This window comes from Parabacteroides caeci, assembly GCF_023656795.1.
In the GTDB taxonomy this organism is placed as follows: domain Bacteria; phylum Bacteroidota; class Bacteroidia; order Bacteroidales; family Tannerellaceae; genus Parabacteroides; species Parabacteroides segnis.
On record NZ_JAMOKT010000041.1, the window covers coordinates 18,022 to 32,501 of the forward strand.

11 protein-coding genes, 5 tRNA genes and 1 riboswitch are annotated in these 14,480 nt (G+C 44.3%); of the genes, 12 read left to right on the plus strand and 4 right to left on the minus strand.

What is annotated here, in order from left to right; translation table 11 throughout:
- The first annotated feature begins 96 nt into the window (after positions 1-96).
- From NBH15_RS18760 to NBH15_RS18780, 5 genes are all read left to right on the plus strand, one after another.
- Positions 97-169 (plus strand) — tRNA-Gly (locus NBH15_RS18760).
- Between the two features lie 50 nt (positions 170-219).
- Positions 220-304: transfer RNA gene (locus tag NBH15_RS18765), tRNA-Leu, on the plus strand.
- Between the two features lie 3 nt (positions 305-307).
- Positions 308-391 (plus strand) — tRNA-Leu (locus tag NBH15_RS18770).
- Positions 392-656: 265 nt separating this feature from the next.
- Positions 657-917, plus strand: a complete 261-nt coding sequence (locus NBH15_RS18775) for a glycosyl hydrolase (protein WP_128135312.1) — start codon at positions 657-659, stop codon at positions 915-917.
- A complete protein-coding gene (locus NBH15_RS18780) occupies positions 901-2,958 on the plus strand; it encodes a glycosyl hydrolase (RefSeq protein WP_244051114.1) in 2,058 nt (685 codons plus the stop codon). Before NBH15_RS18775 ends, NBH15_RS18780 begins: the two co-directional genes overlap by 17 nt.
- 14 nt (positions 2,959-2,972) lie before the next feature.
- On the opposite strand, the gene NBH15_RS18785 is transcribed toward NBH15_RS18780, so the two are convergent.
- Positions 2,973-3,491: a TlpA family protein disulfide reductase gene (locus NBH15_RS18785; RefSeq protein WP_128135310.1), complete on the minus strand. Its 519-nt coding sequence runs from the start codon at positions 3,489-3,491 to the stop codon at positions 2,973-2,975.
- A gap of 627 nt (positions 3,492-4,118) precedes the next feature.
- Between NBH15_RS18785 and NBH15_RS18790 the strand changes: the two genes are divergently transcribed.
- The 4 genes from NBH15_RS18790 to NBH15_RS18805 all read left to right on the plus strand — a co-directional run bounded on the left by NBH15_RS18790 (position 4,119) and on the right by NBH15_RS18805 (position 6,649).
- On the plus strand, positions 4,119-5,033 hold the full coding sequence (locus tag NBH15_RS18790; RefSeq protein ID WP_262922537.1) for a helix-turn-helix domain-containing protein: 915 nt from the start codon (positions 4,119-4,121) through the stop codon (positions 5,031-5,033).
- A 207-nt stretch (positions 5,034-5,240) separates the two neighbouring features.
- A complete protein-coding gene (locus NBH15_RS18795; protein WP_128135308.1) occupies positions 5,241-6,206 on the plus strand; it encodes a helix-turn-helix domain-containing protein in 966 nt (321 codons plus the stop codon).
- 201 nt (positions 6,207-6,407) lie between these two features.
- Positions 6,408-6,492 (plus strand) — tRNA-Ser (locus NBH15_RS18800).
- A gap of 69 nt (positions 6,493-6,561) precedes the next feature.
- Positions 6,562-6,649: transfer RNA gene (locus NBH15_RS18805), tRNA-Ser, on the plus strand.
- A gap of 18 nt (positions 6,650-6,667) precedes the next feature.
- Here NBH15_RS18805 and NBH15_RS18810 read toward each other — a convergent pair.
- Positions 6,668-8,011: an MATE family efflux transporter gene (locus tag NBH15_RS18810; protein ID WP_250823296.1), complete on the minus strand. Its 1,344-nt coding sequence runs from the start codon at positions 8,009-8,011 to the stop codon at positions 6,668-6,670.
- A 167-nt stretch (positions 8,012-8,178) separates the two neighbouring features.
- On the opposite strand from NBH15_RS18810, the gene NBH15_RS18815 reads away from it, so the two are divergent.
- The gene (locus NBH15_RS18815; protein WP_250823297.1) at positions 8,179-9,918 is read left to right on the plus strand and encodes a thiamine pyrophosphate-dependent enzyme; all 1,740 of its coding nucleotides are present in this window, start codon (positions 8,179-8,181) and stop codon (positions 9,916-9,918) included.
- A 49-nt stretch (positions 9,919-9,967) separates the two neighbouring features.
- Entirely contained in the window at positions 9,968-10,777 is an 810-nt protein-coding gene (locus tag NBH15_RS18820) for an alpha/beta hydrolase (RefSeq protein ID WP_250823298.1), read from the plus strand.
- A gap of 99 nt (positions 10,778-10,876) precedes the next feature.
- Here the strand turns inward: NBH15_RS18820 and NBH15_RS18825 are convergent, their stop codons facing one another.
- Complete coding sequence (locus tag NBH15_RS18825) at positions 10,877-12,544, minus strand: formate--tetrahydrofolate ligase (RefSeq protein ID WP_250823299.1); 1,668 nt, start codon at positions 12,542-12,544, stop codon at positions 10,877-10,879.
- A 393-nt stretch (positions 12,545-12,937) separates the two neighbouring features.
- On the opposite strand from NBH15_RS18825, the gene NBH15_RS18830 reads away from it, so the two are divergent.
- On the plus strand, positions 12,938-13,390 hold the full coding sequence (locus NBH15_RS18830; RefSeq protein ID WP_250823300.1) for a hypothetical protein: 453 nt from the start codon (positions 12,938-12,940) through the stop codon (positions 13,388-13,390).
- Positions 13,391-13,467: 77 nt separating this feature from the next.
- Here NBH15_RS18830 and cobI read toward each other — a convergent pair whose 3' ends face one another.
- Complete coding sequence (cobI, locus tag NBH15_RS18835; RefSeq protein WP_250823301.1) at positions 13,468-14,166, minus strand: precorrin-2 C(20)-methyltransferase; 699 nt, start codon at positions 14,164-14,166, stop codon at positions 13,468-13,470.
- A gap of 65 nt (positions 14,167-14,231) precedes the next feature.
- Positions 14,232-14,436, plus strand: a riboswitch (cobalamin riboswitch).
- The last annotated feature ends 44 nt before the right edge of the window (positions 14,437-14,480 follow it).

Here is a 14,480-nt window from a genome sequence, read left to right on the forward strand (position 1 = left end):
GAAATTTGAACGGGTGAGTAAGGAAAAAATAGTGTAAAAAAAGTATCTTCCGGTTTTGGAAAATAAAAAAATACCTCTATCTTTGCACCCGTTATCGCGGAAGTAGCTCAGTTGGTAGAGCATAACCTTGCCAAGGTTAGGGTCGCGGGTTCGAGTCCCGTCTTCCGCTCATAAATAATAAGCGCGGTAAGAGGCCGCCTTTTTTATGTAATGGAAAATGCCCAGGTGGCGGAATTGGTAGACGCGCACGTTTCAGGTGCGTGTGTCGCAAGGCGTGCAGGTTCGAGTCCTGTTCTGGGCACCATTCGCGCAGATGGTGAAATTGGTAGACACGCTACTTTGAGGGGGTAGTGCCGGTTCCGGTGTGTGAGTTCGAGTCTCATTCTGCGCACATTTCGTAAAGAATAGAAAAAGATAATTGTCCATGTAATTAGTTAAGAGCATATTGCTTGAAGCTGTTATATGGACAATTTTCATTTAGTATAAACCACATTTACTGCATAATACGTCTTCTGTAGATAAATCCGTAATGATTTATATAAGAACTGTCATTTTTTAGAGATATAAAGTCAAATTTGTAAAAATAAGGCTGATTCGGATTCGATATATTTGCATATCATGAAACGTGGATAATAACCTTTTAAATTTGATCGAAGATGAAAAAAGTATTTTGGGGGTTTATAAGTATAAGTCTTTTGTTCCTAGCGGATTCTTGCCGATTTGATAATTCATATAAAGAAATAGATTCTTTGCGGAAACATTTCGTGACACCGCCCGATGATGCCCGTCCGGGAGTATACTGGTATTTTATGGATGGAAATTTATCCAAAGAAGGAATGACGAAGGATCTGGAGTCAATGAAGAAAGCGGGCATCGGCTCTGTTGTATTTTTGGAGGTGAATGTGGGGGTGCCCTAATGATAGTACAGGATTGAATCCGCGTGATATAGTTTCCGTTGATAAGATTGTTGATTTGACAGATCAGCTGGCTAATGGCTCTGTGACCTGGGATGTCCCGACGGGAGAGTGGACAGTTATGAGGGTGGGAGTTCGCAATAACGGTGCTGTAACACGTCCGGCACCACTTCCCGGAGTTGGTTTCGAATGTGATAAAGCGGATACGACAGCCCTGATGGCCCATCTGCGTGTTTTTACAGAAGAGTTATTTTCCCTGTTGGGTGAGCGTGATACGCTTTTACCCGGCGGATTGAAAATTCTGCATATGGATAGTTGGGAGATGGGGGTTCAGAACTGGACTCCTAAGTTACGCCAGGAGTTTAAGAAAAGGAGAGGATATGATCCTCAACCTTATTATCCCGTTTATGCCGGCTATATTGTAGGAAATAAACAGATCAGTGAACGCTTTTTGTGGGATCTGCGGCAGACTATGCAGGAGTTAATGCTTGAAAACCATTCTTTGTTTGTAAAGGCTTATGCACATAAGCATGGTATGAGGCTTTCGATAGAGCCTTATGACATGAATCCCATGCAGGACCTGGAATTGGGTGCTTCAGCCGATATACCGATGTGTGAGTTTTGGAGTCCCGGAGGATATAATACTTCTTTCAGCGCTGTAGAGGGGAGTTCTTTGGCTAATATAAAGGGGCAGACGGTAGCCGATGTCCTTTATCTGGCACCGGAAGAGGCTCCGTTCGTCTTCAGGGCACCTGAATCAGCATTGGATGGTGATTTTTTGATTGATAAGCGTGGGCATAATTTTGATGCTTGTCCTCCGAGCCTGTTATATACTGCTTCGGTCGAGAACGGTAAAATAAAGTTTCCGTCCGGAATGCAATACAGTCTTTTGGTCCTTCCTGTTTTTGAAACTATGACACCCCGGCTATTGGAAAAGATAAAATCGTTGGTACAGGAAGGTGCGGTTCTGGTAGGAATACCACCATTGCATGCTCCCGGGTTGACTGATTATCCGGCTTGTGATCAGGAGTTATCAGCAAAGATAACGGAGCTTTGGGGTGGAAAAGAACTTCCGGAAGGGCTTGTCGAACGTGCTTATGGCAAGGGGCTTGTTTACTGGGGACAGGATATTAAAATAAAAGAAGATAATCTTTATCCGGACTATCAACTGACTTCGGGTCTATTAAGTAAAATGAATCTGGAAGATGATTTCCGGTCGGATGTAGGGAAGGTAAGATATATTCATAAAAAGATAAAGGAACTGGATTTTTATTTCGTTTCTAACCGTACAAAAGAATCGTTGACTACTACCTGTACTTTCCGCGTGGCTGGCAAACAGCCTCAATTGTGGAATCCGGTTAACGGGGAAATCAGAAATTTACCTTCATTTACCGAGGACGGAGTCTGCACCTCCATTGATTTGTCATTTGATGCGAATCAGAGTTTCTTTATCATTTTTGACGGAAAGCCTCGGCCTGTTCCCGGTATGAAGAATTTCCAGCCATCGAAAGAAATACAGAAACTGGATAACACCTGGCTTGTCACTTTTGATTCAAAATGGGGCGGACCTGGACAGGTTGAATTTACAGAATTGCAGGATTGGAGCCAGTCTTCGAATGATGGAATAAAATATTATTCCGGCACGGCGGTGTATCACCAATCGTTCAACTATTCGCAGTCTTTACAGAAGCCGGTTTATCTGGACTTGGGTAAGGTTAAAAATATCGCAAAAGTCTGGTTGAACGGTAAAGACCTCGGTGTAATATGGACAAATCCGTGGGAAGTAGAGATTACGGATGCTATAAAAGAAGGAGATAATGAGCTTCGGATAGAAGTCACGAATCTATGGCCCAACCGACTGATCGGAGATGAACTTAAGCCGTATGACGGGATTGTCAATGGACAATGGCCGGAATGGTTGCTGCATGGTGAAAAAAGACCGGGCGACAGATATACCTTCGCTACATTTACCCATTATACCAAAGATTCTCCTTTATTGGAATCCGGTTTGTTAGGTCCTGTACGGATTGTTATGAAAGAATGATGGTGTGCCTTGTTTTATTTCAATCCTTTAATCTTTTGAATTAGTTCTTTTGCTGAAATATCCAAAGACTCAACAGCCATCCAGACGACTTCGTTATCCGGATTGATAATATATATCCGGGGAATCGTATTGTTGGCGAAGAGGGAGAAAACCTCACCGCGGGTATCCAGGTAGAATGGCATTGTGAATTGATTCTCTTCCCAGTAATTGGAAACAGCTTCGGCTGTTTCTTTCCGGGAAATCGTTACCAGCAGGAATTTGGGATCGTCTTTCAGTTCTTTCCAGACCTCTTCTATAACCGGCAGGACCTGTTTGCAATCCGGACAGTAAGTCCCGAAGAATACCAGTAAGGATTGTTTGCCGATGAACTGTTTGGAGCTGAATGTGTTTCCGGCTGTATCTTCGACTGCAAATGTAGGGATTTGGCTCTTGACATTAATATAATTAATAGTTTCACTCTCGTCATCCTTTATACAGGAAAAGAGAAGGAGGGTCATAGTGACTATAAATGAAAGAATTTTTGTGATATGCATATATTTATTGTTTTAGTTTACGAAGATAATGAATGTATTTGAATCCCTGAAAGAAAAGGAGCTGCCGTTTTGTAGATTTCACAACCTGTCGTCAGAACGGACAACCCCTTTTAGTAGCATCCCCTTTTACCGCTGCAATTTTCATTTTATTACCGAGAATGTTTTGGTTATTTGTAACTGATTCGGATTCACATTCCTATGTACATTATATGAGGATGCTGTAATCCTGTCTGAGTTCACATCTTGGGGTCGGTTTAAAGTACAAGTTTTGCCATATTTACAAAAGTAAATGTATGTTTTTTAATTTACTTGTATTTGCCTGATAACAAGTATTATGCTGTAGGCCTGATGTAAAATGGAGAACTGGGTATTTCTCTTTGTTTATAAAAGGTGTTATTGGTGTACGACGGAAAGGAACCGACTGTTTTTGTCTTGCCGGATCGCTTATTTCTCTTTTTTTGCCGGTTTATGCTTTTCTGAATGGCAATTGCCGTAAATCGGTACTTGTTTATTTTATTATTTGATTATGTGTGGATTGGATGGATATGTAATGTCTGAAAACATCAGAAAAAATGCCGGCTTTATTTCATATCGTCTGGTTTTAGGGAGAATAGATCTAGAGGAAAAATACCCAACCGGGGAATGCTGACGAATACGCTTGCGGATCTGTTAAGTCTGGAAAAAGAAGCGGTATATCGACGGCTGCGCGGTGAAGTGGCTTTTTCTTTCTCTGAGATAGCTGTCATTGCGAGTACGCTTGGGATCTCTCTTGATAACCAAGTGGGGGCCCGGTATGCTCATAGCAGGCCTTTCCAGTTGAGGCTGATTGAATATGTTGACTCCGGCGATATCGATTATGAGATGTTGGAACATTATATTTATATCCATAACCAGGGAAAAGAGGATAAAAAATCGAAAGCCATGGATTGTTCCGGCGTTTTGCCCCAGTCCCTTTATCTGGCATATAAAAATATATCGCGCTTTTTTCTTTTTAAATGGATCTATCAGAATAAGGACCTTGACAGGAAACTTTGTTTTAAAGACGTTTATCCGACTCAAAGTCTGGAAAAGATACAGGAGAGGAGCGTTGCGGCCGCAAAACTTATCAGCCAGACGTTTTATATATGGGACCCGTTGATCTTTTGTTATCTGGCCAATGATATAAATTATTTTACCAGTGTCAATTTGCTGGGAAAAGAGGATTTGCAATTACTGAAAAAAGAACTGTTGCAATTTTTGGATGATATGGAAATGTTGGCAATAAAAGGAAAGTTTGATGATACCGGAAGCAGTGTCTATTTTTATATATCGAGTACGAATTTTGATACCAGCTACCGGTGTGTGGAGGTGAAACATTTACGTGTCAGCCTGATAAGAGCCTTTACCCTGAATGCTGTCGTTTCTTTGGACCGTCAGACGTATGAACGGATATCGGGATGGCTCCAGGCTGTGATCCGATCGTCGACAATGATTTCCGTGAGTGGTGCCAGGCAACGTATCTGCTTTTTTGAGAAACAACGTTCCATTATTAAAGCCTTATAGGTTTTGTGAAAAAGGATGTTATAGATTATTAACTGAGAATACGGCTTTTATCAGCAACCAAGATTCAATGTCTGTTTGTTTTGTTAGCCTTTTTTGGGTTTTAAAAGATGCTTTGCCGGATTGTCCGACAGTTAATTTATGGGTTCCTTATTTATCTTTGTATGAAAACTATAGATCCACTAATATCAAGACTTATAATTCTGTAACATGAAAAAAGAACTTTTGTATGATAATTTGCTAAATGCCATCAAAGAGGAATTTCCTCAAAAAACGAATTTAGTAAATGCGCTTGTTGATTTATTATGTATTGAGAAGGAGGCTGTTTACCGGCGTTTACGGGGAGAGGTCGCTTTTACATTTGCAGAGATCGTCACTATCGCGAATGCATTTGGGATATCATTGGATAACCTGGTCGGTACAGTTACTGCGAAAAGCAGACCGTTCCAATTGAAATTGGTGGATTTTGTGAATCCGATGGAGACTGATTATGATATGCTGGATCAGTATATCGATATATTAGGTCTGGCTCGTGAAGATGATAGGTCCGAACTGATCGATTGTACGAACATTTTGCCTCAGCAGCTTTATATGAAATATAAATATATTTCGCAGTTTTATCTTTTCAAGTGGCTATACCAATGCGGAACTCCGGGAAAAACAAAACGTTTTGAAGAGATAGAGGTCACCGACCGCTTTCTGGGAATACAGTTGGCTGGGGTAGAAGAAGCACGGCATATCCATAATTCATATTACATACTCGATCCGTTGATATTTCATTATCTGGTAAATGATATTAATTATTTTATGAGTATTCATCTGATCGGGAAAGAGGATGTAAAACATCTGAAGAATGAACTGATGGACTTGTTGGATGAAATGGAGAAACTCGCAACACGCGGCTATTTTGAGGAAACCGGGAATAAAGTCTTTATCTATATTTCGAGTGTGAATTTTGATACGAGTTATTGGTGCGTCCAGATAAAAAACTACCATATCAGCCTGATAAAAACATTCATCCTTAGCTCGGTCGCCTCCCTGGATGAGGGGACCTACGAGAAGTTGCGGAAATGGTTGAGGGCCCTGATCCGTTCTTCTATCATGATTTCAGTCAGTGGTGAGAGGCAGAGGATCGCATTTTTTAAAGCACAGCGTGAACTGATTCAAAATTTGTAATCTTTTCTATCTATAAAGAGTATCAGAAACTTACCTGTAAAAAAGGTGGTTTCAGGTTGGATATAGTAAAAAAAGATATAAAAATAAGCATCCAAAATTTGGAGCGTATGAATCTTTTACCTACTTTTGCACCCGTAAACAAGAAACGTCAACTGCTTTGAAAAGCAACCTCTAAAGAGGTGTTGATAATTTTGATTTATTGGAGAGATGGCAGAGTGGTCGATTGCGGCGGTCTTGAAAACCGTTGAACTGAAAGGTTCCTGGGGTTCGAATCCCTATCTCTCCGCAGAAGCAGCATAAAAGCTGCTTTTTTATTATATATGGAGGGTTATATGTTCTCCGGTTCTTCACAAAAGGAGAGATGCTCGAGTGGTTGAAGAGGCACGCCTGGAAAGCGTGTAAACCCCTAAAGGGTTTCGCGGGTTCGAATCCCGCTCTCTCCGCAGTTCGTACTGCAAGTTTTATCTTTTTACCTTTTTTATTTTCTTATATACATAGATGAAGGCCGGAATCAGAAACAAATCCGCAGCCATCCAGGCAGTCGCATCACCGAAGCAAACGGCCATAAATCCAAAAGCAGGTACCGCATAAATACTGACCAGCGTACGGGCAATCATCTCGGATACGCCCGACAGCATAGCCAGATTCGTAAATCCGGCTCCCTGGATTGTATAACGCAGGATGCACAAAATTCCCAGGATTGGAAAAAATGAGCAGGAAATATGCAGGAACTGAACGGCATCATTTATGATTTCCGTCTCGGAAGGATCGACAAAGATCAGCGTCAGTTCGCGTGATGCCAGTATCAGTATAAGGAAAGAAAATGCAGCATAGACAATCATCATCAATCCGCTTGCCTTAATACCCAGCCAGATACGTTCCGGCTTTCCGGCTCCGTAATTCTGTCCGGTATAAGTGGCCATGGCAATCCCCAGGCTTTCGAACGGGCAGATAAAGAACGACTTGATGCGCACAGCCGAAGCAAACGCAGCAATGCAGGCCGATCCCAATGCGTTATTGGCACTCTGCAACATAATGCTGCCGATTGCCGTGATGGAAAACTGAAGTCCCATCGGCACACCAATCCACATCAAATTCCCTGCCAGGTTAGGCCGGAACTTCCGTTCTTCCCGCGTGCTCCTTAATATTTCAAAGCGGCGATACATATAAATGTAGCAGAGAACGGCCGATATACCTTGTGAAAGAAGCGTTGCAATGGCCGCCCCGGCAACTCCCCATTTGAATACCAAGATGCAAACCAGATCGAGAATCACATTGAGTATCGTTGAAAAAAGCAGGAACCAGAATGGAGTCTTGCTGTCGCCCAGTGCACGGATGAGGCTGGAAAGCAGATTATAGAAAAATGTACACGGAACGCCGATAAAAGTAACCAGCAAATAGAGATAAGCATCCCTGAATATATTCTCCGGCGTCTGCATGATCCTTAAAATATCCCGGCAATAGAGACTTGTAACGACCGCAATAATAACCGACATGACAGCCGCCAGTTGCAGGCTGATAGAAACATACTGTCTCATCGTACTGTAATCCCTAGCGCTGAACTTCTGTGCTACCGGTATGCCAAATCCCGCACAACACCCGTTGCAAAACCCGATGATAAGAAAAATGACGGAAGTACTGGCACCGACAGCCGAGAAAGCATCGATCCCTAAAAACTTGCCAACAATAGCCGCATCGATCAAAGAGTAGGTCTGTTGGAGTAAGTTGGCTAAAAGTACCGGCATCGCAAAGTTGAAGATCAACGGTAATGCAGCGCCGGAGGTCATTTCTTTTGAAGTTCCCATAACTATTTCCCTAAACAATCGCCGCAAAGGTAACGATTTTATATCAAAAAGGACTGGGATACACTTATAAAATCTGCTGATGTTTATTATACCCTGTTTTCAAAACATTTTGCATTCTACCATAGTTCTTTTATAAACAAAACATAAAAGAAAAAGTACATATAATTATGGCAAAGAATGTAGCGGAACAATTAGTCGATACGCTTGAAAAGGCAGGCGTAAAACGTATCTATGCTGTCACGGGAGACAGCTTGAACGAGGTAAACGAAGCTGTGCGTAAAAGCGGAAAGATCAAATGGATCCACGTCCGCCACGAAGAAACAGGCGCTTTTGCCGCTGCCGCCGAAGCGCAATTGAACGGCGAACTGGCCTGCTGTGCGGGAAGTAGCGGCCCCGGACATGTCCACCTGATCAACGGGTTATATGACGCCCAACGTTCGGGAGCACCGGTGTTGCCCATCGCATCCACATTGCCGACCCACGAGTTCGGAACGGAATATTTTCAGGAAACCAATACAATCAAATTATTTGAAGATTGCAGTTATTACAACCAGGTCGCAACAACGCCCGAACAGTTCCCTCGCATGTTGCAGGGAGCCATACAGGCCGCCCTTTCTTTTCGCGGAGTAGGAGTGATCGGTCTGCCCGGCGACCTGACTTCGAAGACTGCAACGTCGGGCGAATCATCCCAGCAGCCTTTCCCGACCAAACAGCGCGTCTGCCCCTCGGCAGAAGAGATCGACACATTGGCCGACCTGCTGAACAAAGCGGAAAAAGTAACCATTTTCTGTGGGATAGGAGCGAAAGACGCCCATAAGGAACTGGTCGAATTATCCCGGCGCCTGAATGCCCCGGTGGCATATTCTTTCAAAAGTAAAATGGAAATCCAGTACGATAACCCGAACGAAGTAGGTATGACCGGCCTGTTGGGAATGCCTTCCGGCTATTACAGCATGCACGAAGCGGAAGTCTTATTGTTGTTGGGTACGGATTTCCCTTACGAAGCCTTTATGCCGCAAAACAATACAATCGTGCAGGTCGATATCAAAGCAAACCGTCTGGGGCGTCGTGCCAAAATAAAGATGGGACTCTGCGGCGATGTGAAAGATACCTTACAGGAACTGCTCCCTTTGGTCCGTCAGAAAACGAATGACAGCTTCCTGCGTGAACAACTGGCCCATTACGACAAGGTGAAGCGAAACCTGCGCTCGGCCGCTGAAGTAAAAGGCAAAGATGAAAAGATCCATCCGGAATATGTCATTTCCATAATCGACGAACTGGCCTCAAAAGATGCCGTCTTTACGGTCGATACGGGCATGACCTGCGTATGGGGCGCCCGTTACCTGCAAGCAACCGGAAAACGGAAGATGTTGGGATCGTTCAACCACGGTTCGATGGCGAATGCCATGCCGCAGGCCATAGGGGCGGCACTGGCTTATCCCGGCCGTCAGGCGGTTGCCCTCTGTGGCGATGGCGGCCTTTCGATGATGCTGGGCGACCTGGCGACGATCGTGCAATATAAACTGCCGGTCAAGCTGATCGTCTTCAATAACCGTTCGTTGGGAATGGTCAAACTGGAAATGGAAGTCGCCGGACTGCCGGACTGGCAGACGACGATGCTCAATCCCGACTTTGCCCGTGTTGCCCTCTCGATGGGAATGGCAGGATACAATGTCAGCAATCCGGATGATGTGCTGCCGACGCTGACAAAAGCCTTTGCCTCCGACGGTCCCGTCCTGGTCAATATCATGACCGATCCGAATGCCTTGGCGATGCCTCCGAAGATCGAGTTCACCCAAATGCTCGGATTTGCGCAGACCATGTATAAACTGCTGATGGAAGGCCGCTCAAAAGAAGTAATGGATACGATCGATACAAATCTGAAGCACTGGAAAGAAGTCTTCTAACCAAAAAATAAATATCTTTGCTTTCAACTAATAAATTCTATACAAGATTATGAAAGCAAAGATATTTTTTTTGTCTCTAGTTGCTTTTTTCGCCTTGTCTGTTCAGGCGGCGGTTGTCGATACGATTCATGTACGCAGTGATGCGATGAATAAAGAGATTCAGACCGTTATCGTCCTGCCGGGAAGCGGAAAGACAACGGCTCCGGTCATTTATTTACTGCACGGGCATGGAGGAAATGCCAAAACCTGGATCGGTTTGAAACCAAACTTACCCGAGATCGCTGACCAGTATGGAATCATATTTGTTTGTCCGGATGGCAAGAACAGCTGGTATTGGGACAGTCCGGTCAATCCTTCTTACCGCTATGAAACTTTTGTCGCTAAGGAACTGGTCAATTATATCGACGCCAACTACCCGACAATAAAAGACCGCACGGCACGCGCCATCACCGGTCTGAGCATGGGAGGCCACGGCGCCATGTGGCTCTCGTTCCGTCATAAGGATATTTTCGGTGCAGCCGGGAGCACAAGCGGCGGTGTTGATATTCGTCCTTTCCCCAATAACTGGAATATGAGTGAATGGCTGGGCAAAGAAAGTGAAAATCAAGAAGTATGGGAGAAACATACGGTCATCAACCAGATTGATCGTTTGAAGAACGGTGATTTAGCTTTGATCTTTGATTGTGGTTACAGTGATTTCTTCTTTGAAGTAAATAACAATTTTCATGAAAAGCTGCTGAAATACAAGATCGACCACGACTTCATTGTCCGCCCGGGTGCGCATAATGGCGACTATTGGCGCAATTCCATTGACTATCAGATAGTATTTTTCAATAAATTTTTCAACAGAAATAAATGATCGACACGTTGAATCATGATTGATCAGATATGAATATTTGTTTATAGTGATGGAATTAGTTACTCCTGTCACTATAAACAAATAGCTCTTAATTTTCAATTAACTCAACCCTTCGATCAACCCGTTCACGATGTCGATCCGTTTTGCCTGCGGGTCTTTCGGAAGTCCCGGCATACGCATGATCTCACCCATGATGACAACGATCATTTCGGCACCGTTGTTGATGATGATATCGCGCACTTTCAGTTCGAAGTCTTTGGCAACGCCGTAAGCCTTCGGGTCGGAAGAGAATGAATATTGCGTCTTGGCGATACAGATCGGGTAGTGGGAGATACCCAGACTTTCGATCTGTTTGATCTTTTTGTCCGCCAATGTTGTATAAGTGACTGAGGCAGCACCGTAGATTTCTTCGGATACCTTTTTGATCTTGTCGCGTACATTGTCTGTATCTTCGTAGATCAGCTTCAACTCGCCCGACGGCTTGTTTTCGATCGTATCTACTACCAGTTTGGCCAGTTCCACGCCACCTTCACCGCCTTCGGCGAATACGCTGTTCATGGCGAAGCCTACACCCAGCTCTTTGCAATGTTCGGCAACCAGGGCGATTTCTTCGTCTGTATCGGTAGCATACCGGTTGAAGGTAACGATCACTTCCTGACCGAAACGTTTCATATTGGCCACATGCTTGTCGAGGTTGGCAAAGCCGTTGCGCAGACCTTCGATATTCTGTTCCTTGATCTGTGATTCGGGAACGCCGCCGTGCAGCTTCAAGCTCTGTGCGGTAGCAACGATAACCGTCAGTTTCGGTTTCAGGCCGGCTTTGCGGCATTTGATGTCGAAGAACTTCTCAGCACCCAGGTCGGCACCGAAACCAGCCTCCGTAATCACGTAATCGCCGTAGGTAAGCGCCATCTTTGTCGCGATGATCGAGTTACAGCCGTGGGCGATGTTGGCGAACGGGCCGCCATGCACGAAAGCAGGGGTATTTTCTGTTGTCTGCACCAGGTTAGGCAGAAGGGCGTCTTTCAGCAGTACGGTGATCGCTCCGGCAACCCCCAGGTCATTGACTGTGAACGGCTGATCGTCGTTTGTATATCCCAGCAGGATATTCCCGATGCGGCGTTTCAAGTCTTCCAGATCGGTCGCCAGACAAAGGATAGCCATCATTTCGGAAGCCGGCGTGATGTCGAATCCTGTCTCTGTCGGAACACCGTTTGCCGAACCTCCCAGGCCGGATACGATATTGCGCAGGCTACGGTCGTTTACGTCGAGCACGCGTTTCCATTTGATCTCTTTCAGCCCTTCGCAGGTGTTGCGTGTCTGATAGATATAATTATCCAGCAACGCTGTGATCATGTTGTGGGCAGATGTAACCGCGTGGAAATCGCCGGTGAAATGCAAGTTGATGTTTTCCATCGGCAGTACCTGTGCGTATCCGCCTCCGGCTGCTCCGCCCTTCATTCCGAAACACGGACCCAGCGAGGGTTCACGCAGGGCGGCGACTGCCTTTTTACCTATCTTGTTCAGGCCCAGGGCCAGACCGATAGATACGGTTGTTTTACCGATACCTGCTTTGGTAGGCGTGATAGCCGTTACCAGGATCAGGTTATGTTTTTTGATTTTCTCTTCATCGATCAGGTGAAGGGGCACTTTGGCGATATACCGACCATAGTTTTGTACTTCTTCGCGCGGAATACCCAAACCTGTGGCAACTTCCTTTATTTTGCGAAGGGAGACTTCTCTTGCAATTTCTATATCCGATTTCATGTGCTTATGTAAGTTTAAAGAGGCAACAAAAGTATATTATTTTTAATTAAATAACAAAATGATAGAATGAAAGGTTGTAATGCCTGATAACTGCGTAAAATTGGTGTTATATTGACAAAAGTCACAAAAAGGAGGCTGGTGATGATTCTTTGTTAAGTGAAGTGTGCGTTTTTCAACTTATTTGTAATCTTTGGTTGGCAAAAACAGTGCATTTCGACAGTTCTTGTATTAAAGAACTTTAAAATATAGATAAAGGGTTGTGGTGTATGATAATTTGCCTAATTTTGTGACATCACAATGACAAAATGAAACTAGCAGCAAGTTTAGAGTGATAAAAAGAAAGTAAATAACAATTTTAAAAACTTCGGTTTATGTAATTAAGGAGATTTGATTATGGCAACAATGAGATTTAGTTTGGCAGGCGTCGTTTCAAGAGAAACAGAGACAGGATCATGGGTTAGAACAATTGCAGATTGTTTGGGTATTCGAATGTTTTCGAAGATGGGTTCTTCGGAGAGTATGAATAATGTCGGTTGGGATACCACCAAGCAGAAGGAAATCCAGGATCTTCATCATTATGCCATCAGCAACTTGATCCCCAGGGCCGGAGTCTATCAGATGAAGTTACTTGAATCGTTGGCACAATCTGCTTCCATCTATTCACCGGAAGAGACTGAAACTCTTTATAATGAAACGAATAAAAAGATTGAAGAGATCAGCAGTCACATTTCAGGAGTATTAGTGAGTGCACGTGAGTTGTGCAAGTCGGGGCATCAGAACTGGGAATCTGTCCAGTCGCTTCGCTACCATATGAACCGTCTGAACGGTATCATAGAATCCGTATAGTTTTTGCGATACAATAATCGGGATAGTAATTTTTAAGTTGAGGGTGTAGCAAAAGTTTCTTCTGCTACACCCTTTTTTTATTGTATGATCATCAGTGAGAAATAAGGGAAAGATTTCTCTGCGATGATTTGCCGGTCGGAGGTGTAGTATTCCTTATCCGTTCCTACATTTTCAAAATAATGGAATTGTGTCTGCGGATGCTTGCGGATACATGCATGTACGGCTTCCACGCATTGCGACAGTTTCATAATGACGATCACGTATCCGGCATTTATCTTTTCAGATAATTCTTCCGCGGAAGGAGTGCCGGGAATAACGACGATCTGTTCTTCCTGTTTGACAATGTGCAAGCCGGCCAGTGCTCCGGCAGCGATGAAGGCGGGGATTCCGGCAATACGCTGAACGTCGATTCCCGTCTCTATAAACTTGTCATATATATACTGGATGGAAGAATAGAAGCCGGCATCGCCTTCGGCTACGATAACGATCTGTCTGCCTTCCGCATAGTTTGCGGCGGCTTCGTTGTAGAGGGCGTCGTAGGCTTTCCAGGCTTCCGTGCGGTCTTTGCTCATGGGGAGCATGAAGCAGCGGATGACAGTTTCGTTTATTTCCAGTGCACGTACGATATCGGCGGCACGCGAGAGGATTTCACCCTGCCTGTTACGGGTGGCTGGGCAGTAGATAATATCTGCTTTCTGAAGTTGTCGGAGACCTTTCACTGTGATAAGTTCCGGTTCGCCGGGACCTAATGATACGAAACTGATCGGGTAAGTCATTTTATTCTTGTTTTTATTTGGGGTGCAAATGTGCTGAAAATAGTGCAAAGTTGCAAACTTCTTATTACTTTTGCGATCGAAATAGGTTCTGTAAAACTCCTGTTCATGGAGACAGATTAAAAGGGAACCGGGTGGAAATCCCGGACAGTCCACGCTGCTGTGAAACTTCGTAACATTCCGATAATACCTTTTGCCACTGATCCGTAGGTGATCGGGAAGGCTTTCGGGATGGAAGTAAGTCAGAAGACCTGCCATTTTTAGCATAACAGTTGTCCTCGTGGGTTTGGACAGTTTGTGTCGGATAAAAACAAATA